22 protein-coding genes are annotated in these 23404 nt (G+C 73.8%); 5 read left to right on the top strand and 17 right to left on the bottom strand.

All coding sequences use genetic code 11. From position 1 onward, the window contains the following. Positions 1 to 36: 36 nt before the first annotated feature. Positions 37 to 987, bottom strand: a complete 951-nt coding sequence (locus ACFYMU_RS02475) for a GlxA family transcriptional regulator (protein WP_388366847.1) — start codon at positions 985 to 987, stop codon at positions 37 to 39. A 287-nt stretch (positions 988 to 1274) separates the two neighbouring features. Here ACFYMU_RS02475 and ACFYMU_RS02470 point away from each other — a divergent pair, with 287 nt between their 5' ends. Beyond that, entirely contained in the window at positions 1275 to 1796 is a 522-nt protein-coding gene (locus tag ACFYMU_RS02470) for a hypothetical protein (protein ID WP_388366845.1), read from the top strand. Between the two features lie 2 nt (positions 1797 to 1798). Then, complete coding sequence (locus ACFYMU_RS02465) at positions 1799 to 2134, top strand: DUF3817 domain-containing protein (protein ID WP_388366843.1); 336 nt, start codon at positions 1799 to 1801, stop codon at positions 2132 to 2134. On the opposite strand, the gene ACFYMU_RS02460 is transcribed toward ACFYMU_RS02465, so the two are convergent. The 4 genes from ACFYMU_RS02460 to gabT all read right to left on the bottom strand — a co-directional run bounded on the left by ACFYMU_RS02460 (position 2109) and on the right by gabT (position 7432). Then, positions 2109 to 3299, bottom strand: coding sequence for an acyl-CoA dehydrogenase family protein (locus ACFYMU_RS02460; protein WP_388366841.1), 1191 nt, complete (start codon positions 3297 to 3299; stop codon positions 2109 to 2111). The two genes, ACFYMU_RS02465 and ACFYMU_RS02460, sit on opposite strands and share 26 nt — an antisense overlap. Continuing rightward, positions 3296 to 4477 (bottom strand): CaiB/BaiF CoA transferase family protein, encoded by a 1182-nt coding sequence (locus ACFYMU_RS02455; protein WP_388366839.1) that lies wholly within the window; start codon positions 4475 to 4477, stop codon positions 3296 to 3298. Before ACFYMU_RS02455 ends, ACFYMU_RS02460 begins: the two co-directional genes overlap by 4 nt. 97 nt (positions 4478 to 4574) lie before the next feature. After that, on the bottom strand, positions 4575 to 6092 hold the full coding sequence (locus ACFYMU_RS02450) for an aldehyde dehydrogenase family protein (RefSeq protein ID WP_388366837.1): 1518 nt from the start codon (positions 6090 to 6092) through the stop codon (positions 4575 to 4577). After that, positions 6089 to 7432: a 4-aminobutyrate--2-oxoglutarate transaminase gene (gabT, locus tag ACFYMU_RS02445; protein WP_388366962.1), complete on the bottom strand. Its 1344-nt coding sequence runs from the start codon at positions 7430 to 7432 to the stop codon at positions 6089 to 6091. Before gabT ends, ACFYMU_RS02450 begins: the two co-directional genes overlap by 4 nt. Before the next feature lie 255 nt (positions 7433 to 7687). On the opposite strand from gabT, the gene ACFYMU_RS02440 reads away from it, so the two are divergent. Further along, the gene (locus ACFYMU_RS02440) at positions 7688 to 9166 is read left to right on the top strand and encodes a PucR family transcriptional regulator ligand-binding domain-containing protein (RefSeq protein ID WP_388366835.1); all 1479 of its coding nucleotides are present in this window, start codon (positions 7688 to 7690) and stop codon (positions 9164 to 9166) included. 48 nt (positions 9167 to 9214) lie between these two features. Here the strand turns inward: ACFYMU_RS02440 and ACFYMU_RS02435 are convergent, their stop codons facing one another. From ACFYMU_RS02435 to ACFYMU_RS02420, 4 genes are all read right to left on the bottom strand, one after another. Beyond that, a complete protein-coding gene (locus ACFYMU_RS02435) occupies positions 9215 to 9691 on the bottom strand; it encodes a GNAT family N-acetyltransferase (protein WP_388366833.1) in 477 nt (158 codons plus the stop codon). A gap of 68 nt (positions 9692 to 9759) precedes the next feature. Continuing rightward, a complete protein-coding gene (locus tag ACFYMU_RS02430; protein WP_388366831.1) occupies positions 9760 to 12411 on the bottom strand; it encodes a glycosyl hydrolase in 2652 nt (883 codons plus the stop codon). Between the two features lie 115 nt (positions 12412 to 12526). After that, on the bottom strand, positions 12527 to 13933 hold the full coding sequence (locus tag ACFYMU_RS02425) for an NAD(P)/FAD-dependent oxidoreductase (protein ID WP_388366829.1): 1407 nt from the start codon (positions 13931 to 13933) through the stop codon (positions 12527 to 12529). A 9-nt stretch (positions 13934 to 13942) separates the two neighbouring features. Continuing rightward, a complete protein-coding gene (locus tag ACFYMU_RS02420) occupies positions 13943 to 14596 on the bottom strand; it encodes a rhomboid-like protein (RefSeq protein WP_388366960.1) in 654 nt (217 codons plus the stop codon). Between the two features lie 127 nt (positions 14597 to 14723). Between ACFYMU_RS02420 and ACFYMU_RS02415 the strand changes: the two genes are divergently transcribed. Then, complete coding sequence (locus ACFYMU_RS02415) at positions 14724 to 15797, top strand: nitrous oxide reductase family maturation protein NosD (RefSeq protein ID WP_388366827.1); 1074 nt, start codon at positions 14724 to 14726, stop codon at positions 15795 to 15797. 46 nt (positions 15798 to 15843) lie between these two features. Continuing rightward, the gene (locus tag ACFYMU_RS02410; RefSeq protein ID WP_388366825.1) at positions 15844 to 16872 is read left to right on the top strand and encodes a methyltransferase; all 1029 of its coding nucleotides are present in this window, start codon (positions 15844 to 15846) and stop codon (positions 16870 to 16872) included. A gap of 73 nt (positions 16873 to 16945) precedes the next feature. Here the strand turns inward: ACFYMU_RS02410 and ACFYMU_RS02405 are convergent, their stop codons facing one another. The 8 genes from ACFYMU_RS02405 to ACFYMU_RS02370 form a co-directional block, all read right to left on the bottom strand. Beyond that, the gene (locus ACFYMU_RS02405; RefSeq protein ID WP_388366824.1) at positions 16946 to 17278 is read right to left on the bottom strand and encodes a TcmI family type II polyketide cyclase; all 333 of its coding nucleotides are present in this window, start codon (positions 17276 to 17278) and stop codon (positions 16946 to 16948) included. Between the two features lie 17 nt (positions 17279 to 17295). Further along, positions 17296 to 17775 (bottom strand): SRPBCC family protein, encoded by a 480-nt coding sequence (locus tag ACFYMU_RS02400; protein ID WP_388366822.1) that lies wholly within the window; start codon positions 17773 to 17775, stop codon positions 17296 to 17298. A 2-nt stretch (positions 17776 to 17777) separates the two neighbouring features. Further along, positions 17778 to 18035: an acyl carrier protein gene (locus ACFYMU_RS02395; RefSeq protein WP_388366821.1), complete on the bottom strand. Its 258-nt coding sequence runs from the start codon at positions 18033 to 18035 to the stop codon at positions 17778 to 17780. Between the two features lie 57 nt (positions 18036 to 18092). Next, a complete protein-coding gene (locus ACFYMU_RS02390; protein WP_388366819.1) occupies positions 18093 to 19331 on the bottom strand; it encodes a ketosynthase chain-length factor in 1239 nt (412 codons plus the stop codon). Next, the gene (locus ACFYMU_RS02385; protein ID WP_388366817.1) at positions 19328 to 20596 is read right to left on the bottom strand and encodes a beta-ketoacyl-[acyl-carrier-protein] synthase family protein; all 1269 of its coding nucleotides are present in this window, start codon (positions 20594 to 20596) and stop codon (positions 19328 to 19330) included. The genes ACFYMU_RS02390 and ACFYMU_RS02385 overlap by 4 nt, the downstream gene beginning before the upstream one ends. Then, positions 20593 to 21054, bottom strand: coding sequence for a cupin domain-containing protein (locus tag ACFYMU_RS02380; protein WP_388366816.1), 462 nt, complete (start codon positions 21052 to 21054; stop codon positions 20593 to 20595). The genes ACFYMU_RS02385 and ACFYMU_RS02380 overlap by 4 nt, the downstream gene beginning before the upstream one ends. A 75-nt stretch (positions 21055 to 21129) precedes the next feature. Continuing rightward, positions 21130 to 22287 carry a SchA/CurD-like domain-containing protein gene (locus ACFYMU_RS02375; RefSeq protein WP_388366814.1) on the bottom strand — a complete coding sequence of 386 codons (1158 nt, stop codon included), beginning with the start codon at positions 22285 to 22287 and terminating at the stop codon, positions 21130 to 21132. Positions 22288 to 22684: 397 nt separating this feature from the next. Next, positions 22685 to 23176 (bottom strand): GNAT family N-acetyltransferase, encoded by a 492-nt coding sequence (locus ACFYMU_RS02370; RefSeq protein WP_388366812.1) that lies wholly within the window; start codon positions 23174 to 23176, stop codon positions 22685 to 22687. Between the last annotated feature and the right edge of the window lie 228 nt (positions 23177 to 23404).

Raw genomic sequence — 23404 nt, 5'->3', positions numbered from 1 at the left:
GGCCGGCGGACGGCTTCCCAGGTCCGCCGCGGTCGGTCAGTCGCGGACTGACCTGAACGTGCGCCGGTAGCTCTGCGGGCTGACGCCCGTCGTGCGTTTGAAGCGGTCACGGAAGGTGGTGGGTGAGCCGAAGCCGACCTGGCCGCCGATGCGTTCGACGGAGTGCTCCGTGGTTTCGAGCAGGTGCTGCGCCTGGCGGATGCGGGCTCGGTGGAGCCACTGGAGCGGGGTGGTGCCGGTCTGGTCGCGGAACCTGCGGATCAGGGTCCGGGTGCTGGTCCTGGCCTGTTCGGCGATGTCGGCGAGGGTGAGTTCACGGGACAGGTTCTCCCGCAGCCAGGTGAGCAGTGCTTCCAGCTCGGAACCCTGCGGTGTCGGATCGTGGTCGTGGACGATGAACTGGGCCTGGCCGCCCTCCCGTTCGAGGGGCATCACCGACAGGCGGGCGGCATCGGCGGCGACGGCCGAACCGTAGTCACGGCGGATCATGTGCAGGCACAGGTCCATGCCTGCGGCCGCGCCGGCCGAGGTGAGGAACTGGCCGTTGTCGACGTAGAGGACGTCCGCGTCGACGTCGACGTCCGGGTACGTGGCGGCCAGCAGCGGGGCCGCGCGCCAGTGGGTGGTGACGCGCAGCCCGTCGAGGAGCCCGGTGGCAGCCAGGGGGAAGGCGCCCACACAGATGGAGGCCATCCGTGTGCCGTCGGCGGCGGCCGACCGCAGCGCGTCGCGCACGGGGGTGGGAAGTGGGGCGGTGGGTTCGTCGACGCCCGGCACGATGATCGTGTCCGCGTCCTCGAGGCCCTCCAGGCCCCACGGGGCGCGCAGGGTGAAGGCCCCGGCGTCGATCGCTTCACGCTCGGCGCACACCCGGACCCGGTAGCCGGGGCGCCCGTCGGGCAGACGGGTCCGGGAGAAGACCTCGATCGGGGTGGACAGGTCGAACGGGATCACCTGGTCCAGCGCGAGAACGGCGACGCGGTGCATGGCGGGAATCTACCTCCCCGCCGATCGGGGCGGCGCCGGGACGTACAGGTGGAAACCCCGTGTCCCCACAGTTCCCGGGCCTCCAGGAGCGCCTGGCATTATCTCGTTGAAACCTGTCGTTCGTGCCACTGGGCGATCACGGCGGCAGCCTGTTGACTCCGGAGCGTCCGACAGCGATCGACGTCCGAGGAAACATCTATGCACATCCACGTTGTCCTGTTCGACGGCTTCGACCCGCTGCGCGTCGAGGCCACCGGCGAGCGCCGGACCGCCCAGGAGGACCGGGCGTGACCAAGCTCCTCCTGTCGCTGCACGTCCTGGCGGCCCTCGTGGCCGTCGGCCCGGTCGCCGTCGCCGCGAGCATGTTCCCCGCGACGCTGCGCCGGGCCCTCGGCACCTCCGGCGACGGCAACGGCGACGGCGACGGCGCAGGAGCAGGCGCAGGCGCAGGCGACGTCCTGACGGCCTTGCGGACGCTGCACCGGATCTGCCGGGTCTACGCGGGCGTCGGCATCGCCGTTCCCCTCTTCGGCTTCGCCACGGCCGGCAGCCTCGGTGTCCTCGGCGACATCTGGCTGATCGCCTCGATCCTGCTGACCGCGGCGGCCGCCGGCGTGCTGGCCCTGCTGATCCTGCCGGCTCAGGGCCGTGCCCTGGCCCAGGCGGAGAGTTCCGCCTCGTCGCCGTCGTCGGCACACTCCTCGTCGGCGCCGGGTGGACTCGCCATGCTCACCGGCGTCTTCAACCTGCTGTGGGCCGCAGTCACCGTGCTGATGATCATCCGCCCCGGCTCCACGACGGGGGTGTGACGGTGCGCCCGCAGCCCCTGCGCCCTCTGCGCATCGCGGCCCGCACCGAGCTGATCTCGCTGATCGTGTTGCTGGCCAACCTGTTCACCGTGCACCTGAAACCCGTCTCGTCCTTGATGGGCCCCACCCACGGCTGTGCCTACCTGTTCACGCTGGTCGCGACCTGGCGCCTCAAGGAGGCGCCGACGGCCGCCAAGGTCCTGGCCGTGGCCCCGGGCGTCGGCGGGCTGCTCGCGCTGCGGCGGCTCGCCCGGGGCCGTCCCCATGGATCACGTTCCGGAAGCGGACGGCTTCCGGGCGAGATCCGGGGTGTCAGCGGAAGGCCGCCCGGCCGGTGAGGGCCTGGCCGATGACCAGGGTGTGCATCTCGGGTGTGCCCTCGTACGTCAGGACCGACTCCAGGTTGTTCATGTGCCGGATCACCGGGTACTCCAGGGAGATCCCGTTGGCTCCGAGGATCGTCCGCGCCGTGCGGCAGATCTCCAGCGCCTTGGTGACGTTGTTCAGTTTGCCCAGGCTCACCTGCTCGGGACGCAGCCCCACGGTGTCCTTGCGGCGGCCCAGGTGCAGCGCGAGCAGGGTGCCGTTGGTGAGTTCCACCGCCATCTGCGCCAGCTTCGCCTGCGTCAGCTGGAAGCCGCCGATGGGCCGGCCGAACTGGGACCGCTCCCCGGCATAGGCGAGCGCGGCGCGGAAGGCGCTGCGGGCCGCGCCCATGGAGCCCCACAGGATCCCGTACCGCGCCTCGTTGAGGCAGGACAGCGGGCCGCGCAGGCCCCGCACCTCCGGCAGGGCGGCCGACGCGGGCAGGCGCACCGATTCCAGGACGAGTTCGCTGGTGACCGAGGCCCGCAGGGACATCTTGTGCTTGATGGCACGGGCGCCGAAGCCGGGGGTGCCGGTGGGGACGACGAAGCCCCGCACGCCCTCGTCCGTCTGCGCCCAGACCACCGCGACCTGGGCCACGGACCCGTTGGTGATCCACATCTTGGTGCCGTCGAGCACCCAGTCGCCGCCGTCCCTGCGGGCCCGGGTGCGCATCGAGCCGGGGTCGGAGCCGTGGTCGGGTTCGGTCAGGCCGAAGCAGCCGATGGCGTCGCCCGAGGCCATCCGCGGCAGCCACTCCTGCTTCTGCTCCTCGCTGCCGTGCCGCCAGATCGCGTACATCGCCAGTGAGCCCTGGACGCTGACCAGGGAACGGATCCCGGAGTCGCTGGCCTCGAGCTCCAGGCACGCCAGGCCGTAGTCGACCGCGCTCATCCCGGGGCAGCCGTAGCCCTCCAGGTGCATGCCGAGCAGCCCCAGCGTGCCCAGCTCCTTGGCGAGTTCGCGGATCACCGGCAGGTCCCCGGACTCGAACCACTCCGCGACGTACGGGTCGACCGCGCGGTCGCACACCTGGCGCACGGCCGCCCGGACCGCCTTCTCCTCGGGGCTGAGCAGGTCGTCGATGCCGGCCAGGTCCAGCGGATCGGCCTTGGGGGCGGGGGTCTTCGTGCTCATCGGGGGACCTCTCGTGAGGGATGGGGCAGGGGAGGGCACTGCGGATCGGCCAGCCAGGCGCGGACGCGTTCACCGTCCGCGCCCAGGCCCGGCGGCGGTGCGGCCGGGCGGACCATGGCGGTGGAGTAGGCCGCCGGGTGGCGCGGCGCGGCCGTGCCGCCGCCGGCCGGCGCCGTGGTGGGGTCCAGGCCCAGCCGTTCGGCCAGCGCGAAGCCGTCGGCCACGGTGCCGACCCGGCCCGCCGGCACCGCCGCGGTGGTCAGGCGTTCCTGCCAGACCGCGCAGTCCTCAGCGGCCAGCAGCTCCTCCAGCGCGGCGACCAGCTCCTCACGGTGGGCGACCCTGGCCGCGTTGGTGGCGAACCGCTCGTCCGCCGCGAGGCCGGGCGCGCCGAGCACCGCCGCCATGCGCGCGAACTGGCCGTCGTTGCCGCAGGCCACGGCGAGCAGCCCGTCACGGCAGCGCAGCGTCTCGTACGGGGCGATCGACGGGTGGCGGTTTCCCATCCGGCCGGGCGGGCGGCCCGTCTCCAGGAACGACTGCGCCTGGTTGACCAGGGCACCGAGCAGGCTGGACAGCAGGTTGACCTCGACCCGGCAGCCGCGCCCGGTGCGGGCCCGGCCCGCCAGCGCGGCCAGCACGCCGACGGTGGCGTCCTTGCCGGTGAGCACGTCCACCAGGGCGACCCCCGCCTTGGTGGGCTCTCCGTCGGCGTCGCCGGTGATGCTCATCAGACCGCCGACCGCCTGCACCACGAAGTCGTAGCCGAGCAGGTCGGCGCCCGCGCCGGCGCCGAATCCGGTGACCGAGCAGTAGACGACGCCGGGATTGCCGGCCGACACCTCGTCGTAGCCGAGGCCGTGCCGGTCGAGGGTGCCCGGTCGGAAGTTCTCCACCAGCACGTCGGCGCGCCGGGCCAGTTCCCGGGCCAGGGCCAGGTCACCGCCGTCGGCCAGGTCGAGGGTGACGCTGAGCTTGGAGCGGTTGACGCTCTCGAAGTACGTCGTGGAGGACGCCGACCACGGAGGTCCCCAGGACCGGGTGTCGTCCCCGGTGCCGGGGCGCTCCACCTTGACGACGGTGGCGCCGAGGTCGGCCAGCGTCATCGTGCACAGCGGGCCGGCCAGCACCCGGCTGAAGTCGGCGACGAGGATCCCCTCCAGGGGCCCGCCGCTCATCGCGCACCCGCCCGGCCCGGGCCGCCCGGGGCGACCGGGGCGACCGGGGCGACCGGGGCCACCGGGGCCACCGGGGCCACCGCGGCCACCGGGCGGCTCATGCCGGGGCCCCTTCCAGGAGGCCGCCGACCCGGCGCGGCAGCCGCCACGGGTTGGTGTCGCGCAACGGTTCGGGGAGCGCGGTCTGCGGCACGTCCTGGAACGCCACCGGCCTGGTGAAGCGGTCGAGGGCGGCGGCGCCCACGCTGGTGGCGTCCGGGCGGCTCGTCGCCGGCCAGGGGCCGCCGTGCTGCTGCGCCCACGAGGTCGCCACGCCCGTCGGCCAGCCGTCCACCACGACCCGGCCGGCCTGCCCGGAGAGCAGGTCCACCAGCCACGGCAGGTCGGGGTCCGCCGGCCCGGCCGAGGCGATCGCCGCCGCCAGGCTCGGCTGGAGCCGCCCCAGCAGCTCCCGCAACCGCGCCGGGTCGTCGTACTCCACCACCAGCGCCACCGGGCCGAAGCACTCCGCGAGCAGCGGCGAGCCCGGGCGCAGCGCCCCGGCGGGGGCGGCCAGGACGGTGGGTGCGGCGGCGAAGCCCCGCGCGGCGGCGTCCACGGAGGCCACCGGGTGTGCGCCGGCCGCGACCAGGTCGGCGAGGCCCCGGCGGTAGGCGGCGGCGATGCTCTCGGTGAGGAGCCAGCCGGGCGCCACCCCGGCCAGCGCCTCGGCCGCGGCGTCCGCCGCGCCGCTGCCGCGCGGCGCCAGCAGCAGACCGGGCTTGGTGCAGAACTGGCCCTGGCCCAGGGTGAAGGAGGCGACGAAGCCGGCGGCCGCCCGCCGGACACCGCCTTCGGCGGCGCTCGCGGCAGGGGTCAGCACCGCCGGGTTGACCGTGCCCATCTCCGCGAAGACCGGTACGGGCACGGGCCGCCGCGCCGCCCGCTCCACGAGGGCCGTGCCGCCCGACTGCGAGCCGGTGAACGCCACTGCGGCGACCTCCGGCGCGTCGACCAGGGCCAGGCCCGCGTCGAAGCCCGTCACCAGCGCGAAGGCGCCCTCGGGGGCGCCGGCCCCGCGCAGCGCCGCCGTCATCGTCGCGCCGAGCCGGGCGCTCAGCCGCGGGTGCGCCGGGTGGGCCTTGGCCAGGACCGGGCACCCGGCGGCCAGCGCGGACGCGGTGTCGTGCCCGGCCACCCCGAAGGCGAAGGGGAAGTTGCTGGCGCCGAAGACCGCGACGGGGCCGAGCGGCCGGTTCATCCGGCGCAGGTCGGGGCCGTCGCCGCGGTCGACGCGCAGGTCCAGCCAGCCGCCCTCGGCGGCGACCGCCCCGTAGAAGCGGGCCTGCGCCGCGGCGCGGCCGATCTCGCCGCGCAGCCGCTCCGTGCCCAGCGCGGTCTCCGCGTCCGCCAGCGCGGCCAGGTCTTCGACGTCGCTCTCCAGCGCGTCGGCCACCGCGTCCAGCCAGCCCGCCCGCACGGCGGGCGGCACGGCGGCGACCCGCCCGGCGTCCCGCGCCGCGCCCGCGGCCAGCCGGGCGACCTCCTCGGGCGCGGTGACGGCGGGACCGTCCGCGCAGGCGCCGGTGCGCGGGTCGCGGCTCACCTCGGTCCGCCCGGCCGCCGCGGGGCTCACGACGCGCTCCGGATCGCCGCCACCAGCACGTCCAGGCCCTCGCGGAGCAGGTCCTCGGGGATGACCAGCGGCGGCAGCAGCCGGACGACGTTGCCGTAGGTGCCGCAGACCAGGGTGACGACGCCCTCCGCGTGGCAGCGTGCGGCGACGGCCCGGGCCAGGTCCGGGTCCGGGTCCGGGTCCGGGTTCGTGTCCGGGTCCGGGTCCGGGTCCGGGGAGTGCGGGCGGACGAACTCGACGGCCATCATCGCTCCGCGGCCACGGACCTCGGCCACCGTCACAAGCTCGTCGGCCAGCGGCTCCAGCCGGTCGCGGACGATGCCCTCGATCCGCCGGGCCCGCTGCAGCAGCGTCCCGTCCGCCAGCATCTCCAGCACGCCGAGCGCCGCCGCGCAGGCCACCGGGTTGCCCGCGTAGGTGCCGCCGAGTCCGCCGGGTCCCACCGCGTCCATCAGCTCGGCACGGCCGGTGACGGCGGCCAGCGGCAGCCCGCCGCCGAGTGCCTTGGCCGTGCAGACCAGGTCGGGGACGATCCCCTCGTGCTCGCAGGCGAACAGGGTTCCGGTGCGGCCCATGCCGGCCTGCACCTCGTCGGCGACCAGCACGATGCCGTGCTCGCGCGCGATGCGCTCCAGGCCCGGGAGGAACCCGGGTGCCGGCACCACGAACCCGCCCTCGCCCTGCAGCGGTTCCACGACCAGGGCCGCGACCGTGTCCGCACCGACCCGGTCCAGCAGTTCCCGCAGCGCGGCGAGTGCCTGCTCCGCGCAGTCGCCGGGGCCGCCGGGCCACCGCAGCGGGTAGGCGTAGGGGGCCCGGTGCACCTCGCCGGGGAAGGGGCCGAAACCGCTCTTGTAGGGCACCTCCTTGGCGGTCATGGCCAGGGTCATCATGCTGCGGCCGTGGTAGGCGTGGTCGAACACCACCACGCCCGGGCGCCCCGTCGCCGCGCGGGCGATCTTGACGGCGTTCTCCACCGCCTCGGCGCCGGTGGAGAACAGCGCGGTCCGCTTGGGGTGGTCGCCCGGGGTGAGGGCGTTCAGCCGCTCGGCGACCTCGACGTAGCCGTCGTACTCGGTCACCAGGAAGCAGGTGTGGGTGAACCGCCCGGCCTGCTCGCGCACCCGGGAGACCACGGCGGGCGCACTGGCCCCCACGCTGGTCACGGCGATGCCCGAGGCGAGGTCGATCAGGTGGTTGCCGTCCACGTCCACCAGGACGCCGCCTCCCGCCCGGTCGACGAAGACCGGCAGTGTGACGCCCAGTCCGTGCGGCAGCGCGGCGTCGCGGCGCTGCTGGAGCCGCCGCGATCGGGGTCCGGGGAGCGCGGTGCGCAGGATGCGGCGCTGCTCGGGCTGGGCGACGGCGGCGGCAGCGGCGGCAGCAGCGGCGGCGGATTGCGGTACGTGGTGGTCGGGAGAGGGCGTGACGAGGGAGGTGTCGGGAGTCACGGGGGGTCCTTCCGAAGCCGGAGACCGGGGGTGCGTGGGCCGCATCGTAGGCAGCGCGGGCCCGCCGGGACTTTGGACGATCCGACCGGCTCTACGGCTTTCTCGTGCAGAATGCACCAAGTCGACGCTCTCGGGAGGAAGACCGTGCCCACCCTCGACGTCCTGGTGCGCGCCCTCGGCGACGACCTGGCCCCGGTCCCCCCGGCCGTCCCCGTGCCCCGCCGCGAGGTGACCGGCGTCCACGTCAGCGAGCTGACCGATCCGACCCCGTACCTCTCCGGCGGCGAACTCCTGCTCACCACCGGCATGGGCCTCACCGGCCAGACCGCCCAGGCCCGCGCCTACGCCGCCCGGCTGGCACGGCACGGCATCGCGGGCCTCGGCCTGGGGTTGGGCCCGGTGCACACCAGCGTGCCCGACACCCTGGTCGAGGCGTGTGCCGCGGCCGGGCTGCCGCTGCTGAGCGTGCCCGGGCCGACCCCTTTCCTGGCGGTCGCCCGCACCTACTGGTCGCTCCTGGCCGCCGCCGGGCAGGAGGAACTCACCGCCGCCCTGGGCGCCCACCGCGACCTGGTCAGGGCCGCGGCCGGGCCGACCCCGGTGACGGCCGTGGTCCGGATCCTGGCCGCCGCCGTCGAGGGCTGGGCCGCCCGGCTGGGACCGTCGGGTGAGGTGCTCGAGGTCTGGCCGCGCCGCCGCCGCACCCACGCCCGTCAGATCGCCGCCGAGGTGGCCAGGCTCCGCGTCGCGGGCCCGCACTCCTCGGCGACCTTCCCCCTCGGCGACGAGGACGTGGTGCTGCACCCGCTGGCCGGGCACGGACGGCTCAGCGGGTTCGTGGCCACCGGCTGCCCCCGCCCCATGCGGGCGGCCGACCGGCAACTGGTGCTCACCGCCTGCGCGCTGCTGGCGCTGCAGAGCGAGCAGCAGCGCCGCGGTGTCGCCGCGTCCCGCGCCTCCCGCGCCTGCGTGGCGCGGCTGTTGCTGACCGGCCACGTCGACGCGGCCCGCTCGCTCGCCGCGGACCTGGGCCTGGGCGTGCCTCCGCGGCGGGTACGCCTGCTCGGCCTGGCGGGGCCCGCGGGCGCCGTCGACGACGTCCTCGACGCCCTGGAGGCGGCCGTCGCCACGCCCCCGCGCGAGCTGATCGCCCTGTCGGAGGCCGAGGAGGTGTGGGCGCCGCTCGACCCGGCCGACGTGCCCGCCGCCCTGGACGCGGTCCGCGGCCTCACCGCCGGGCACCCGGTGGGGGCCAGGGCGCTGCTGGGCGCACAGACCGCTCTGCCCGACCTGCACCACCAGCTGGCCACGCTGCGCCGGGCCCTCGCGGCGCAGCTCCCCGGCACCGTGCGGGACATGGGCGCGGACGGGGCGCGGGCACTCGCCGCCGCACCCTCCCTGGAGCCCCTGCTCTCCTACCGCCGTGCGGATCTCGTCCCCGCCGTGGCCGCCTATCTGCGCCACCGCGGCCAGTGGGAACGGGCGGCCGCCGATCTCGGCGTGCACCGCAACACCCTGCGCCACCGGATCGGCACGGCGGCACGGCTGCTCGGCGCCGACCTGGACGACCCGGACGTCGCCAGCCGCACCTGGCTGGCGATGCGCGAACGCCATCTGGCGTGACGCCCGGCCGCGGCCCGCCCGCCCGGCCGACCCACGAGGACGGGTCGGCTACCGGTGGGCTCCCAGCCGGGCCAGCGCCCCGTCCGTCAGCCGGTACAGGGTCCACTCGTCCTGCGGGTGGGCGCCCAGCGCCTCGTAGAAGTCGATCGCCGGACGGTTCCAGTCCAGGACCGCCCACTCCAGGCGCTCGTAGCCGCGTGCGACGCAGATGCGGGCCAGCTCCGTGAGCAGCGCCCTGCCGTGGCCGGCGCCGCGCGCCTGCGGGCGGACGTACAGGTCCTCCAGGTAGATGCCGTGCACGCCCCGCCAGGTGGAGAAGTTCAGGAACCACAGCGCGTAGCCGGCGATCTCGCCCCCGTCGTCCTCGGCGACGTGCGCGTACGCCGCCGGGCGGTCGCCGAACAGTGCCTCCGTGAGCTGCTCCGGCGTCGCCCGCGCCTCGTCGGGCGCCTTCTCGTAGGCGGCGAGTTCGCGGATCAGGGCGTGGACGGCGGGGACGTCGGCGGGGGTCGCGGCACGGATCATGCGCGCAGTGTCACACAGGAGGGGCGGGGCCCCGGGCCCCGCCCCTCACCGCACGCGGCGTCGGACGCTCAGCGCAGGCGCCGCGGGTCGATCGCCCAGATCCCGCGCCCGTGCGTGGCCGCGTACAGCCGGCCGTCGGGGCCGGTGCGCAGTTGGAGGACCGCCGTCGTCGGCAGGCGCTCCCCCGCCACCTTCCAGCTCCGCGAGCCCGCCCGGCGGACCAGGACGCCGAGGTCCGTGCCCAGCACCACGGTGCCGTCCTTCAGCAGCACCACGGAGTCGGCGGGCACGTCCGGCAGGTTCCCGGAGACGTCCTTCCAGGTCGTGCCCCCGTCCCGGGTCTCGAAGAGGTGGCCGAAGCCCGCACCCGGGCCCTCCGTCCACTTGCGCGAGAAGCCGTTGACGGCGAGCAGCACGTGGTTCGAGTCCGCCGGGTCGATCGCCAGGCCGGAGAGGTAGCGGTTGGGGACGGTCCCGTCGACGGGCAGGTCCAGTTGGTGCCAGCCGGTGCCGTCCGCGTTGCCGACCGCGATGCCCCGGGTGAAGCCCTGGTTGTTGCAGGGCCCGCACCAGGCGGCGTACACCCTGCCGCCGGAGGAGGCGACGGCGGTCGCGGTGTGGCCCTCGCCGAGGTCGTAGGCCCCGAACCACTCGCTGCCGCTGCGGATCGCCCAGCCCTTGGTGTTCGTCCACACGTGCCGGCCGCCCGCGACCCAGGTGTCCGGGTCCTTGATGTCGGCGTTGAGCGGTGCGATGAAGCGGGCCTCACCGGTGGCGTTGTCGGGCGGCGCGACCGAGTAGCTGGTGGCCTTCGAGGGGTCGTCGACCCAGCTGCCGTCGTTGACGGCGCAGTTCTGCGTGACCGACACCGCCAGGTACACGTACTCCGCCGCGACGTTGCACCCGTTGGCGGGGTCGACGATCGTGTCGCCGCCGTCGCCGCCGAAGTTCGAGCCCATCACCCGGTCGCCGGGGCGCAGGATCGACTGCCCGTTGTCCTGCAGACCGCCGCTGACCGCGACGCCGCGCGCCGCCGGGTCGATGCCCACGCCGACCGAGTAGTACTGCAGCGCGTCCATCGTGCCGTCGTTCAGGGACGTCCAGTCCGTGGCGTGGCCGTCGGCGTTCGCGGAGCCGTCCACCGGCCGCCGGAACACACCGCCGTCGTCGCCGACCACGACGTACGGTTTCCCGCCGTCGCTGCCGATCGCCACCGCGTGCTGGTCGGGGTGCGTGGTGGGCGGGCAGGCGCCGCTCTGCCGGGCGGGGTCGATGGACCAGCAGGGGAAGCCGAAGTTCCAGTACGGGCCGGGGACGGTCCAGTCGGCGCCGCCGTCCTTGGTCTCGAAGACCTCCTCCAGACCCGCGTACACATGGTCGGGGTTCTTCGGGTCGACGGTGAGGAACTGGTCGTACCAGGCCTGGACGCCCGGCTGGTAGCCGGCACCGGTCAGCGCGGAACCGGAGTCGCGCAGCCGCGTGTGGTCGGCGATCCTCGTCCATGGCCCGGTCGGCGAACCGGACTTGGAGACGAAGACGCCCGCGAGCCCGCTGTCCGGGTTGGACGCCGTCATGGCCGGCGACTGGTCGATGGCGTAGTAGCGCGAGCCGTCCGCGCTGCGCGCGAAGGTCACGTTGCCCACGTCGTCGCTGTCGCTGGGCAGGTCCCCGAGCCCGGTCAGCCGCTCCCAGCCGTGGGCGCCCCTGGTGTAGAAGCCGTTGTAGGTGTCGCCGCTGCGCCAGCCGACCGCGAGCACGACCTTGCGCGGGTCCTTGGGGTCGATCGCGACGTCGCTGGTGATGTTCTTGTACGGGGCCGAGGGCTCGCCCGCCTTCGCGCCGCCCGGCAGATAGTCGGGGTTGGGGGCGAACTGGAGCTTCCACGGGCCCTTGAGGGTCTTGGTGGAGTGGCTCCACACGCCGTGCGTGGTCGCCGCCCACACCGTGTCGCCGCCGAAGCGGAGCGCGTTGATGGACGTCGACTCCAGTTCGTCGCCGCCGACCCGGTCGCGCTCGGCGAACCGGCCGTGGCGCGGGTCGTCGAGGACGTAGACGCCGGTGCCGAGGAAGGCGGTCGCGCTGGTGTTGGCCTCGCCGGTCGCGTACCACAGCCGGCCGCGCGGATCGAGTTGCAGATCGCCCGTGGACAGGGCGGGCAGGCCGTCGGAGATGTTCGTCCAGTGCCCGCCCCCGGTGCGGGAACGGAAGACACCGCCGTTGGCCGCGCCCGCGTACACATAGCCGTGGTCGTCGGCCGCGAGTCCGGTCACCCGCCCGGTGACCCGTCCGGCGCCGCCGCTGGAGTTGGAGCTGATGTCCCGGTAGCGCGGATCGTCGGAGTCGTAGGGCAGCCGGGTCACGTCCCGCCATCTGCCGTCGGTGTGCGGGAGCGCGCTCAGCGCGTCGTACGCGGCCCCGTAGGCGCCCGGCGCCACCACCCCGGGCGAGGTCCGGGCCTCCGCGTACTGGTCCGCCTGTTCGGCGATGTTCCCCGACTCGTCCTCGTCGCCCCCGGGGTCGCCGGGGTCCGCCGTCTCCGCGAGGGCGGACCGGCCCTTCAGCTGGTTCGCATGGGCCTGTTCCCGGAGCGCGCGCACACCGAAGGGATCCACCCCGGTGCCGGACGCCGCCTGGGCCTGCGTCACCGTCAGGCCCAGTGCGGCGGAGGCGGCGAACAGCGCCGCCCACGCCCGTCTTCTGCGAAAACCGTCGCCTGCCATGAGAAAGGTGCCCTCCCGGGGAAGCCGTGACGTACATGACACAAGCTGCCCCACAGCTTTGGGGAGACGGGAGGTGCGGGAGAAGCAGGGGACGGCAATCAGCCGGTAAAGGTTCTCAGTTGCGGCCGGCCACCCGGTCCGCGAACCGCGCCAGTCGGGACGACTCGGCGCCGTACGAGGCCAGTTCGCGCCGGTCCGCCGTCCGGTAGGTGGCGTACATCCCGTGCACGCCCAGCCAACGCAGCGGCTCCGGCTCCCACTTGCGCACCCGGTGGTTCACCCACGGCAGCGCGGTCAGGTCGGTCGCGCCCGCCTGGTCCGCGTCCTGCCGCACCAGATCGCGCAGGGTGCGCGCGGCCAGGTTCGTGGTGGCGACACCCGAGCCGACGTAACCGCCCGCCCAGCCCAGGCCCGTCGACGGGTCCAGGGACACCGTGGCGCACCAGTCGCGCGGCACCCCGAGCACGCCCGACCAGGCGTGGGTCACCCGCACCCCGGCCAGCGACGGGAAGAAGCGGACCAGGATCCCGTACAGCGCCTCGACGGTGGCGGGCTGGGTGCTGCCGTCGTTGTCCGTGCGGGAGCCGAAGCGGTAGGGGACGCCGCGGCCGCCGAGCGCGATCCGGCCGTCGGCGGTGCGCTGCGCGTACATGTACGCGTGCGCCATGTCACCCAGCGTCTCGCGCCCCTCCCAGCCGATCCGCGCCCACTGCGCCTCGGTCAGCGGCTCCGTCGCGATCATCGAGGAGTTCATCGGCAGCCAGGTGCGCCGCTGGCCCTTCAACGACGCCGTGAACCCCTCGGTGCAGCGCAGCACGTACGGCGCGCGGACCGTCCCGTACGGCGTCACCGCGTGCCGCGGGCGGATCTCGGTGACCGGCGTCCCCTCGTGGATCGTCACGCCGAGCGCCTCGACGGCCGCCGCGAGGCCCTTGACCAGTTTGGCCGGGTGCAGCCGTGCCCCGTGCGGGGTCCAGGACGAGCCGACCGCACCGGCGACCCGGATCCGCTCGGCGGTCTCCCGGGCGCCGTACAGTTCGCGGTCCTGCTCGCCGTACGCCGCCTCGTGCTCGTGGAACGCCTTCAGGCGGGCCAGTTGCGCGGGCGTGTACGCCACCTCCAGGACGCCGCCGACGTGCACGTCCGCGTCGATGTCCTCCTCCTCGGTGACCCGCACCACCTCGGCGACCGTCTCGTTCATCGCCCGCTGCAGCCGGACGGCTGCCTCGTGGCCGTGCAGTCTCGCGTACCGGTCGCGGCCCGCGACGCCGTTGTAGAGCCAGCCGCCGTTGCGCCCGGAGGCGCCGTAGCCGCAGAACTTCTGCTCCAGCACGGTGACGCGCAGCGAGGGCGCCGCCTTCTTCAGGTAGTACGCCGTCCACAGGCCGGTGTAGCCGCCGCCGACAATCACGACGTCGGCGGACGTGTCGCCGGCGAGCGGCTCGCGCGGGGCGGGGAGGCCGTCGTCCGCGTACCAGAAGGAGATGCCGCCGTTGGCGATGCTGCTGACTGCGCTGCTCATGGGCGGACGTTAACCGCCGGTGGAGGGCACTGTCTCCTTCGGATTCCGTGTTTTTCCGCGGCCCCGGGCCAGGGGACGGCAGGCGAGACCGACCAGTACCGCGGCGAAATGCCCGACGTCGGTGAAGGCGGGGGCCGCGGTCAGCGGCAGCGTGTACACGAGCAGCACCACCGCCAGATACGCGGACCGCCAGGGCGCCGCGATCCGGTACGTGAGGACCGCGACCACTCCGGCCAGGGCGTAGCTCACGCCGATGTCCAGGGCGTTGACCGCCGCGTACGGGGCCGCCCCGTCACGGATCGCCCACAGCAGCGCGCCCTCGCCGGCGAACGTGGCCAGCACGTGCGCGGCGACGCACACGGCCAGCCAGCGCGCGGTGCCCAGCCAGCGCTCCGCCTGCGCGTGGAAGACCGTGTACAGCCCCGCGTACGGCAGCCAGTGCCCGCCGTCCATCCACATGGCACTCGCCACGAAGGCGTGCACGGGACGGGAGGACAGCTCACGGAGGTTGGTGGACCGGTGCCGCAGGAACGCCTGCTCGAACTGCGGCGACATGTGGTGCAGCGCGACGGTGGTCACGAACAGGATCAGCAGCCAGACGTAGGTCCCCGGGGCGCTGCGGACGTACGCCGCCACGGCCCCGAGCCCGCGTCCCGCCCGCATGCCCCGGTTCACACCCGCCAGTATCACCGGGGAGGCGATCGAGACGCCTGCCGAGCCGGGTGGCGGGACACGCCACCGAATGGCCGATCCCGGTTTCGACGGCTCATCAGGTCATAGCGTGATGAACGTGACAAAGCACCACATCGCCCCTGTCGTATGCGCCGCAGTTCTCACCGGTACGGCGCTCGGCGCCGCACCGCCCGCCACCGCCCCGACGACCCGGCTGCTGCACCCCGGGGACTCCGTCCAGGAGGCGGTGGACGCCGCCGAGCCGGGCGACACGATCCTCCTGTCCCCCGGCACCTACCGCGGAAGCGTCCGGGTGACCACCTCGCGGCTGACCCTGCGCGGCACCGGCCCGGGCACCGTGATCGCCCCCGCCCCCGCCCCCGCCCCGGCCGCCGCGGCCACGGACGCCTGTGCCCGGGCCGGCAACGGGATCTGCGTGGAGGGAACGGACGGCCAACCCGTCCGCGACACCACCATCGCCTCGCTGACCGTGTCCGGTTTCGCCAAGAACGGCCTGTGGTCGTCCCGGACCGACCGGCTGACCGTCCACGGCGTGACCGCCGAGAAGAACCGGCAGTGGGGCATCGCGCTGGAGCGCGCCACCCGCGGGGCGATCGTGGACGACACCGTCCGCGAGAACGGCGACGCGGGAGTGATGCTCGTCAACACCCTCGACACCGAGACGGGAGCCACGGACACCGGCGGAACGGTCATCGCGCGCAACCGGATGCAGGGCAACCGGGTCGGCGCCTCCGTCCGACGCGTCAGGAACGTCACCGTGGCGAGCAACGACATCACCGGGAACTGTGTGGGGATGTTCGTCGTCGGCGACGAGAACGCGCCGCCCACGGGGGCGGTGACCGTGAGCGGCAACATCGTCCACGAGAACAACCGGTTCTGTCCCAAGACCGCACGGCTGCCCTTCCGCCAGGGCTCCGGCATCGTCCTGACCGGCGTCGTGGACACCCTGGTCGTCCGGAACGTGGTCAGCGGCAACACGGGCACCTCCCCCTTCTCGGGCGGCGTCGTGCTCTTCAAGAGCATGGTCGGCGTCCCCAACGACCGGAACCGGATCAGCAACAACACGCTGCGGGGCAACGGCCCGGCGGACCTCGTCGACCGGGACACCGGCAAGGCCAACGCCTTCCACGGCAACAGCTGCCAGGCGTCCCGGCCCGCGGGACTGTGCTGACCGCCCGGCCGCACCCCCCTGTGCACCCAGAGAGGAAAGGCGGCACATGACGACCGCAACCCCCGCCCCACCACCGTCCATGCGGCTCAGGGAGCTCGTGTTCGGGGCCGCGTGCGCCGCCGCCCTCCGCGCGGCCGCCCGGCTGGGCGTCGCCGACGCGCTGACGGACCGGCCCATGACCGTGGAGGACCTCGCGGCCGCGGTGAAGACCGAGCCGGGACCGCTGCGGCGGCTGCTGCGCGCCCTGTCGTGCTACGACGTCTTCACGGAGAAGGAGGACGGGACGATCGCGCACACCGAGATGTCCCGGCTGCTGCGCGAGGACGATCCGCACAGCCTGCGCGCCATCTCGCTGTGGTGCACCGAACCCTGGACCTGGGACGCGTGGCCGAGGCTGGACGAGGCGGTGCGCACCGGGCGCAACGTGGTCCAGGACCTGTACGGCAAGGAGTTCTTCGACTACCTGAACGAGGACGCCCCGGAGTCCGCCGACGTCTTCAACCGCGCCATGACGACCTCCAGCAAGCAGTCGGCGCGGGAGGTCGCGGAACTCCTCGACCTGTCGGGCAGCTCGTCGGTCGCGGACATCGGCGGCGGCCAGGGGCATGTGGTGGCGCGGCTGCTGGAGAAGTACCCGTCGATGCGGGGCGCCCTGCTCGATCTGCCGCGCGTGGTGGAGAACGCCGATCCGCGGCTGCGCCGGGGCGGCGCGCTCGCCGACCGGGTGCGGATCGTGCCCGGCGACTGCCGCGTGGCCGTCCCGGTCCGGGCCGATGTGTACATCATCAAGAACATCCTGGAATGGGACGACGACAGCACCGCCCGCACGCTGCGCAACGTCGTCGAGGCGGGCGGGCCCGGAGCGCGGGTCGTGGCGATCGAGAACCTCGTCGACGACACCCCCTCCATGAGGTTCAGCACCGCGATGGACCTGCTGCTGCTCCTCAACGTCGGCGGCGCGAAGCACACCACCCGCAGCATGGTCGACCGGCTGACGGCAGCGGGCCTGGTCATCGACTCGATCCGCCCGGTCAACCCCTATCTGCACGCGTTCGACTGCACCGTCCCCGGATGACCCCCGTCCCACGTCCCACCGGTCGCCGGGCCCGCGTCGTGCGCGGACCCGGCGACCGGTGGCCGTGGGGCGTTCAGGCGCCGCCGTCCCGGTCCCATCGGTAGAAGCAGTGCGCCATCGCGTCCTTCGGGGAGCGCCACGTCGCGGGGTCGTACGCACTGACGTACGCCGACAACCGCTCGCTGATGTCCCTGAAGGCGGGGTGGTCGGCCACCTTGGCGACGGCCGGTCCCGGCTCCCGCTCGGACTCGATGAGGTGCAGGTACACCTCGCCGAACTGGAAGAGGCTGCGCCGGGCGACCCCGACGAGATGCGGCAGTTCTCCCCGGTCCGACTCCTCGAACACCTTGGCGATGTCCGGAGCGGACCCCGGAGCCATGCGGGCGACGATCAGTGCCTGGTGCATCCGCCTGTCCTCCCGGCTCAGTCGCTCAGCGCCGGCGCGGGCCGGTGCTCGGCGGCGACCTTCTCGATGCGGTCCCGGATCAGGCCCATCTGGACCTTGGAGTTCCGGTTGATGTTGTCCGTCATCCAGTCGTCGTCGACCGGCGCGTCCGGCTTCATCTCGAAGTCCTGCGTCCACACCATCCGGGTGCCGTCGGCGACCTCCTCGTACCGCCACAGGATGTTCATGTACGCGAAGGGCCCCGGCTCGACGCGGCGCGCCTTGACGGTCAGGGCGCGGCGGTCCGTCTCCCGCTCCGAGACCCAGCTCCAGACGGTGCCGTTCTCGTCGGGGTGCATGGTGAGCCGGAACGTCGTCCGGTTCCCCTCGCGGGACAGGATCTCGACGGACGCGTACTCGCTGAACAGGTGCGGCCAGTTCTCCAGGTCGTTCGTCATGTCCCAGACGAGGTCCACCGGCGCGGCGATGGTGATGGCGTTCTCCGTGTGTCCGGCCATGGTCAGGCTCCTGCCATGAGGGTGGTGTTGACGAGGTCGAGGAACTGCCGGGGCGTCCTGCAGCGCTCCGCGTCGGGAGGCATGGGCGTGCCGTGCCGGTTCTCCAGTTCGCCGACGATGCCGAGCAGGCCGAGCGAGTCGATGCCGAGGACGTCGAAGCCCGAGTCGTACTGCTGCTCCAGCTCCTGCGGGGAGACGGTGACTCCGGCGGCCTTCTTCATGAGCTCGGCCAGTTCATTCACGGTGATGTGGGCACTCATGCCATTCCTCTCCTTTGCTCCGGGTCCTACGAGTCGTCGTTTTCTTCGGTCGTTCGCCTACGGGGTGCCGTGCCGCAGCACGAGAGCCGTGTTCGACCCCATGAGCCCCCGGCTGAGGACCAGCGCCGTGCGCACCTCTGCGGCACGGGCGCGGACGGTCACCAGGTCGAGGTCATGGCAGATGTCGACGACGTTGGGGGTGGGCGGGATCAGGCCGTGCTCCATGGCGAGCACCGCCGCCGCGGCGTCCAGCACGGGCGCCGCGCAGTAGGCCCGGCCGATGCCGGTCTTCGGCGCCGTCACCGGCACCCGCCTGCCGTGCGCGCCGAGGGCGTCGGCTATCGCCAGCGCCTCGGCCCGGTCCGCCTGCGGTATGCCGAGGGCGTCGGCGAAGACGACGTCGACCTGCTCGGGGGCGCAGCCGGCCTCGTCCAGGGCCCCGCGGATGGCCTGGGCGAGCCCCTCCCGGGACAGCTCCCAGCGGGAGGCACCGGTGAACGTCGCCGCGTGTCCCGCGAGGGTGGCCCGCACGGGAACGCCCCGGTCACGGGCCGAGGTCTCCGCCTCCACGACGAGCATGGCGCCGCCCTCACCCGGCACGAACCCACAGGCGTCGGCGGTGAACGGGCGGTAGGCCCGCACCGGGTCGTCCAGGGTGCTGAGCTCCTCGTAGCCGAGCTGGCAGACCATCGAGTACGGGGCCAGCGGCGCCTCGGTCGAACCCGCCACGATCACCCGGGTGCCGCGCTCCACGGCCCGCGCGGCATGGGCGAGCGCGTCGAGGCCGCCGGCCTCGTCGGCGGCGACCACCGAGCAGGGCCCCTTGAACCCGCGGCGGATGGAGATCTGGCCGGTGCTGGCGGCGTAGAACCAGGCGATGGACTGGTACGGGCCGACGAAGCGGCTGCCCCGGCCCCACAGCTGCTGCAGCTCCCGCTGCCCGAACTCGCCGCCGCCGGAGCCGGCCGCGGTGACCACGCCCGCCGAGAACGGCGCGCCGTCGACGTCGGCCTGGCCCAGCCGGGCGTCCTCCAGGGCGCGGTCGGCGGCGGCCATGGCGAAGTGGGAGAACCGGTCGGTCTGGACGAGGAAGCGTTCCTCGATCACCGACGGGTCGAAGGCACGGACCTCCCCGCCCACCCGCAGCGGCAGGTGGTCGCAGCCCTCGCGGGTGATCCGGTCCAGGACGCTGACGCCTTCCTGCGTGGCCTTCCAGAAGGTGTCGGTGCTCGTTCCGTTGGGCGCCACCACACCGATTCCGGTGACGGCCGCGCGCCGGGTTCTCGGTGCGCTCATCGTGTCCTCTCCCTCGGCCGGGTCAGGATCACCGCGGACTGGAAGCCGCCGAACCCGCTCCCCACGGAGAGCACGCTGTCCAGCTTCCGTTCGCGGGCGACGCGCGGGACGTAGTCCAGGTCGCACTCGGGGTCCGGGGTCTCGTAGTTCGCGGTGGGCGGCACGGCCTGGCGGGCCAGCGCCAGGACGCAGGCCACGACCTCGATCGCTCCGATCGCCCCCAGGGAGTGGCCCACCATGGACTTGATGGAGCTCATGGGGGTGGCGTACGCGTGCGGCCCCAGGGCGCGTTTCACCGCGGCCGTCTCGTGCCGGTCGTTCTGCCGGGTGCCCGAGCCGTGCGCGTTGACGTAGTCGATCGCCGAGCCGTCGAGGCGGGCGTGGTCCAGCGCGTCCTCGATCGCCCGGGCCATCTCCAGTCCCTCGCTGGTCAGACCGGTCATGTGGTAGGCGTTGCCGAAGGTGGCGTAGCCGCCGATCTCGCAGTAGATGTGGGCGCCGCGGGCGCGGGCGTGCTCCAGCTCCTCCAGGACCAGCACCGCCCCGCCCTCGCCCATCACGAACCCGTCGCGATGGGCGTCGAAGGGACGGGAGGCGTGCGCCGGATCGTCGTTGTTGGGGGACGTGGCCTTGATCGCGTCGAAGCAGGCCATGGTGATCGGTGAGATCGGCGAGTCGGACGCGCCGGTCACACAGATGTCGGCCCTGCCCTCCTCGACGGTGTGGAAGGCGTACCCGACCGCGTCCAGCCCCGAGGTGCAGCCGGTGGACACCGTCTGCACCGGCCCGTGGGCCCCGAAGCGCTCCGCCACCATCGACGCCAGCGTGCTCGGCGAGAAGGCGCGGTGCAGATGGGCGCCCGCCTCGCGGTGGTCCACGTCCCAGCGCTGCCCGCGATGGCTGACCAGGACGTAGTCGTGCTCCAGACGGGTGGTGCCGCCGACCGCCGTGCCCAGGCAGACCCCCACCCGCCAGGGGTTCTCCCGGGCGAGGTCGAGGCCCGCGTCCCGCACCGCCTCCTCCCCGGCGGCCAGGGCGAACTGGATGTACCGGTCGGCACGTTCGATCTGCTCCGGGTCCAGCCCGCAGGCCACCGGGTCGAAGTCGCACTCGGCGGCGATCCGCGAACGGAGGCCGGTCGGGTCGAAGAAGGTGATGCCTCGCGTCGCGGTACGGCCGTTGGCGAGCAGATCCCAGAACGCCGGGACGCCGATGCCGCCCGGTGCCACGACGCCTATGCCGGTGACCGCCACGCGCCGGGTCATGAACGGACCTGACCTCGGTCGGCCGGCCGGGCACCGCCCGCCCCGGCTCCCTCCGCGGCGACGGCGACGGCGTCCGTCTCCTCCGTGTCGACATGACCCAGCTGCGGGCGCGGGGCCAGCGGCCCCAGATGGAAGACGATACGGGCCTCGTCGTCACCGACGTTGCGGAAACGGTGCCGCATGTAGGCCGGGATCATCAGCCCCTGCTCGGGCCGCAGCGGCGTGGGCTCACCGTCCAGGTCCACCTCCAGGCGGCCGCGGACGACGTACACGAACTCCTCGGAGTACGGGTGGTAGTGCTCCCCGATGCGCTCTCCGGGCTGCACGATGGCCACGCCCATGAAACCGCTGGTGGAGCCGACCGTGGCGGGAGTGAGCATGGCGCGCAGGTCACCGCCGCGCCTGCGGTTGGGGTCGATCTCGCTGAGATCCACGATTCTGGGACGGGGTTTGATCACGTCGTTCCTCCGATAGGGCTTGCGTCGACATGGGCTGTGGCCGGCCGCCGCGCCACCGCGGCCCGCCGGCGCGGGTCAGGCTTCGGGCGACCGGCGGTCGGTGATGAGGTCCATGCGGGCGAGCGCGAGGAAGCGGGCGAGATCACCGCGCTTGAGCGCGGAACCGTCCGCACCGACGGCGCGGCCGTCGAGGAGGGTCGTCAGCTCCGCCACCTGCCCCGGATCAGGCAGGCCCAGGGACAGGGCGGGGTCGGCCTCGAGACCACCGCGGATGTCGATCAGACGCACCACGATCTCGTCGCGCTGGAAGATCGTGCTGCTGCAGACCGGGCTGTCCGGATCGTCGGCCGCCGCCTCGTCCCGCTGGGCGAGCAGCCGGGCCAGCCGCGTGCCGCAGCCCGGCCGGGCCGGGTAGCACAGCGCGTGCCGCTCCGCCTCCAGACACTCCTGGTCCGCCGTCACATGGTGCACGGCGGGGACCGCCGCCCGCGTGAAGAAGACCCGTGCGGACTCGGGGTCGGCGAGGTCCCGCTCCTGCTCCAGATACGGGTTGATGGCCTCCTCGACGGCCCGCACCTCGGGCTGCCGGGAGACGTGGCGCAGCGCGGCGAGCAGGTCACCGCGCACCTCGATGGCCCGCACGACCCGGTTGCCGTGCATGAACAGGGAGGTGCGGCACAGCCGTGTGGTGTCGTCGACCTTCGCCTCGGGCGAGGCGTAGTCCGCGAGGAGCCGGGCGACCGTCGGCTCGCTGCCCGGCTTGACGGTGAAGGTGAGCGCGTGGCGGATCAGGCCGTCGCCGATCCGGGGCGACGTCTGGAGGCGGCGCTGCCCGGAGCGCAGGCCCGGCGCCTCGCCGCCGGTCTCGCGCACGATGTGGAAGCGCAGCGACCTGGTGTCGCGGACACAGCTGTGCAGCGGCTTCACCATCTGCACGTGCTCCTCGCTGTTCACCCAGTCGAGGAAGGGCGGGGCGCTCTCCCACTCGCTGGTGATCAGCCACTGGGAGGGGTTCTCGATCGACTGGCAGAGCTGGTCGCTGACGTGCCCGGGGACGGAGGCGACCTGGTTGCACAGTTGCTCGTACGCCTCCAGGAACTGCTGCTGGGCTCCGTCGTAGACGTCCACCAGGAGGACGACGCGGAGCCTGGACCCATCGAACACGGACTGGGAGACCCGTTTCGACACCTGTCGCGTCGCTGGTCCTGAAACACGGTCAGACGTTGTGGTCATCCTGCGCACATCTCCTTCGCGGGGCAGAGGTCGACGACGGCCGCGGGTGACGCGACGTCAGCGTTCCTCCACCCTGTGCCGGTCCCCAGGAGTGCGCGACTCGTATGAACCACGTGGGTGATGGGGGTACGGGCCCGCTCGCGGAAGGTGCCGGGGACCCGGCGGAAAGCCCGCCCGTCGGCCCGGCCGGACCCCGGGCCACCCGTGCGGGCGATGCGCCGTCCCCGGCTGCGGCCGTCGCGGATCGGTCCGCGAACTCGGCTGTGCTGTCCCGCTGTTGGGCGCGCCGACGGGTGTACGGCGGAGCCGCGGAGGCGAACGGCGCGCCCCTCGAAGGAGTGATCGCGGTTTGGGGGCCCGAGGGCCGAGGGGGCGGCCGCACTCGCGGCACCGCCTCTCAGCGCACCCGCTTCGCCATCAGGCACACCGTGAACGGAAGGTGCGGGAAGGCCCGCTCGCCGACCTCGGCGAACCCCTGGGCCTCGTACCAGCGCTTGAGGACCTGGTGATGCCCCACGATCCCGATCGCCGCGACCCGTCCCCCGGCCGCGCGCACCTGGGCACAGGCGAAGTCCATGAGGGCCGCGCCGTGGCCGCGGTGCCGCTGCTCCGGCAGCACGGCGAGGCGCTCCACACGGAACCCGCCGTCCCCCGACTGTCGCACCGACACGCACCCCACCAGCCGCTGCCCGTCGACGAGGGTGAACGTCCGCACTCCCTCACGCCTCGCCTCCAGCAGCCGGTCGAGGGTGATGAAGGCGGGGTGGGACGGTACGTCCTCCTCGGTGAGGTGCCACTGGTCGGCGACGGTCCGGAAGGCGGCCCGGACGACCGGGACGCAGGCGGCGAGGGACGCCTCGTCACGGACCTCGCCGATCACCGTGCTCATGGCCGCTCCCCACCTCGCGCCGCCGCCGGGGACCTGTCGGGCGGCGGCTCGATGCCATGGCACCGTTCTTCGGCGCCCACGGTACCGGCCGCGGGTACGGGCCCGGCGGACCGATGGCTGCCGCGACCGGCGCCCCACCCGGCCCGGGACGCGGACTCGGACTCGGACTCGGACTCGGACTCGGACTCGGACTCGGCCACTCGTCGACGCGCCCGGTCGCCACGGAAC

Origin of the sequence: Streptomyces sp. NPDC007264 (assembly GCF_042869095.1) — a bacterium.
Lineage (GTDB): Bacteria > Actinomycetota > Actinomycetes > Streptomycetales > Streptomycetaceae > Streptomyces.
The sequence above is the reverse complement of the archived record's forward strand: the minus strand, read 5'-3'. Positions and strand labels throughout refer to the sequence as shown.

Bases quoted from the DNA above. Each gene is read 5' to 3' on its own strand.
- ACFYMU_RS02455 (WP_388366839.1), bottom strand. From the start codon at position 4,477: ATGAGCGGCGGGCCCCTGGAGGGGATCCTCGTCGCCGACTTCAGCCGG.
- ACFYMU_RS02430 (WP_388366831.1), bottom strand. From the start codon at position 12,411: ATGGCAGGCGACGGTTTTCGCAGAAGACGGGCGTGGGCGGCGCTGTTC.
- ACFYMU_RS02460 (WP_388366841.1), bottom strand. From the start codon at position 3,299: ATGAGCACGAAGACCCCCGCCCCCAAGGCCGATCCGCTGGACCTGGCC.
- ACFYMU_RS02410 (WP_388366825.1), top strand. From the start codon at position 15,844: ATGACGACCGCAACCCCCGCCCCACCACCGTCCATGCGGCTCAGGGAG.
- ACFYMU_RS02425 (WP_388366829.1), bottom strand. From the start codon at position 13,933: ATGAGCAGCGCAGTCAGCAGCATCGCCAACGGCGGCATCTCCTTCTGG.
- ACFYMU_RS02405 (WP_388366824.1), bottom strand. From the start codon at position 17,278: ATGCACCAGGCACTGATCGTCGCCCGCATGGCTCCGGGGTCCGCTCCG.
- ACFYMU_RS02375 (WP_388366814.1), bottom strand. From the start codon at position 22,287: ATGACCACAACGTCTGACCGTGTTTCAGGACCAGCGACGCGACAGGTG.
- ACFYMU_RS02435 (WP_388366833.1), bottom strand. From the start codon at position 9,691: ATGATCCGTGCCGCGACCCCCGCCGACGTCCCCGCCGTCCACGCCCTG.
- ACFYMU_RS02395 (WP_388366821.1), bottom strand. From the start codon at position 18,035: ATGAGTGCCCACATCACCGTGAATGAACTGGCCGAGCTCATGAAGAAG.
- ACFYMU_RS02385 (WP_388366817.1), bottom strand. From the start codon at position 20,596: ATGACCCGGCGCGTGGCGGTCACCGGCATAGGCGTCGTGGCACCGGGC.
- ACFYMU_RS02400 (WP_388366822.1), bottom strand. From the start codon at position 17,775: ATGGCCGGACACACGGAGAACGCCATCACCATCGCCGCGCCGGTGGAC.
- ACFYMU_RS02420 (WP_388366960.1), bottom strand. From the start codon at position 14,596: ATGCGGGCGGGACGCGGGCTCGGGGCCGTGGCGGCGTACGTCCGCAGC.
- ACFYMU_RS02370 (WP_388366812.1), bottom strand. From the start codon at position 23,176: ATGAGCACGGTGATCGGCGAGGTCCGTGACGAGGCGTCCCTCGCCGCC.
- ACFYMU_RS02475 (WP_388366847.1), bottom strand. From the start codon at position 987: ATGCACCGCGTCGCCGTTCTCGCGCTGGACCAGGTGATCCCGTTCGAC.
- ACFYMU_RS02390 (WP_388366819.1), bottom strand. From the start codon at position 19,331: ATGAGCGCACCGAGAACCCGGCGCGCGGCCGTCACCGGAATCGGTGTG.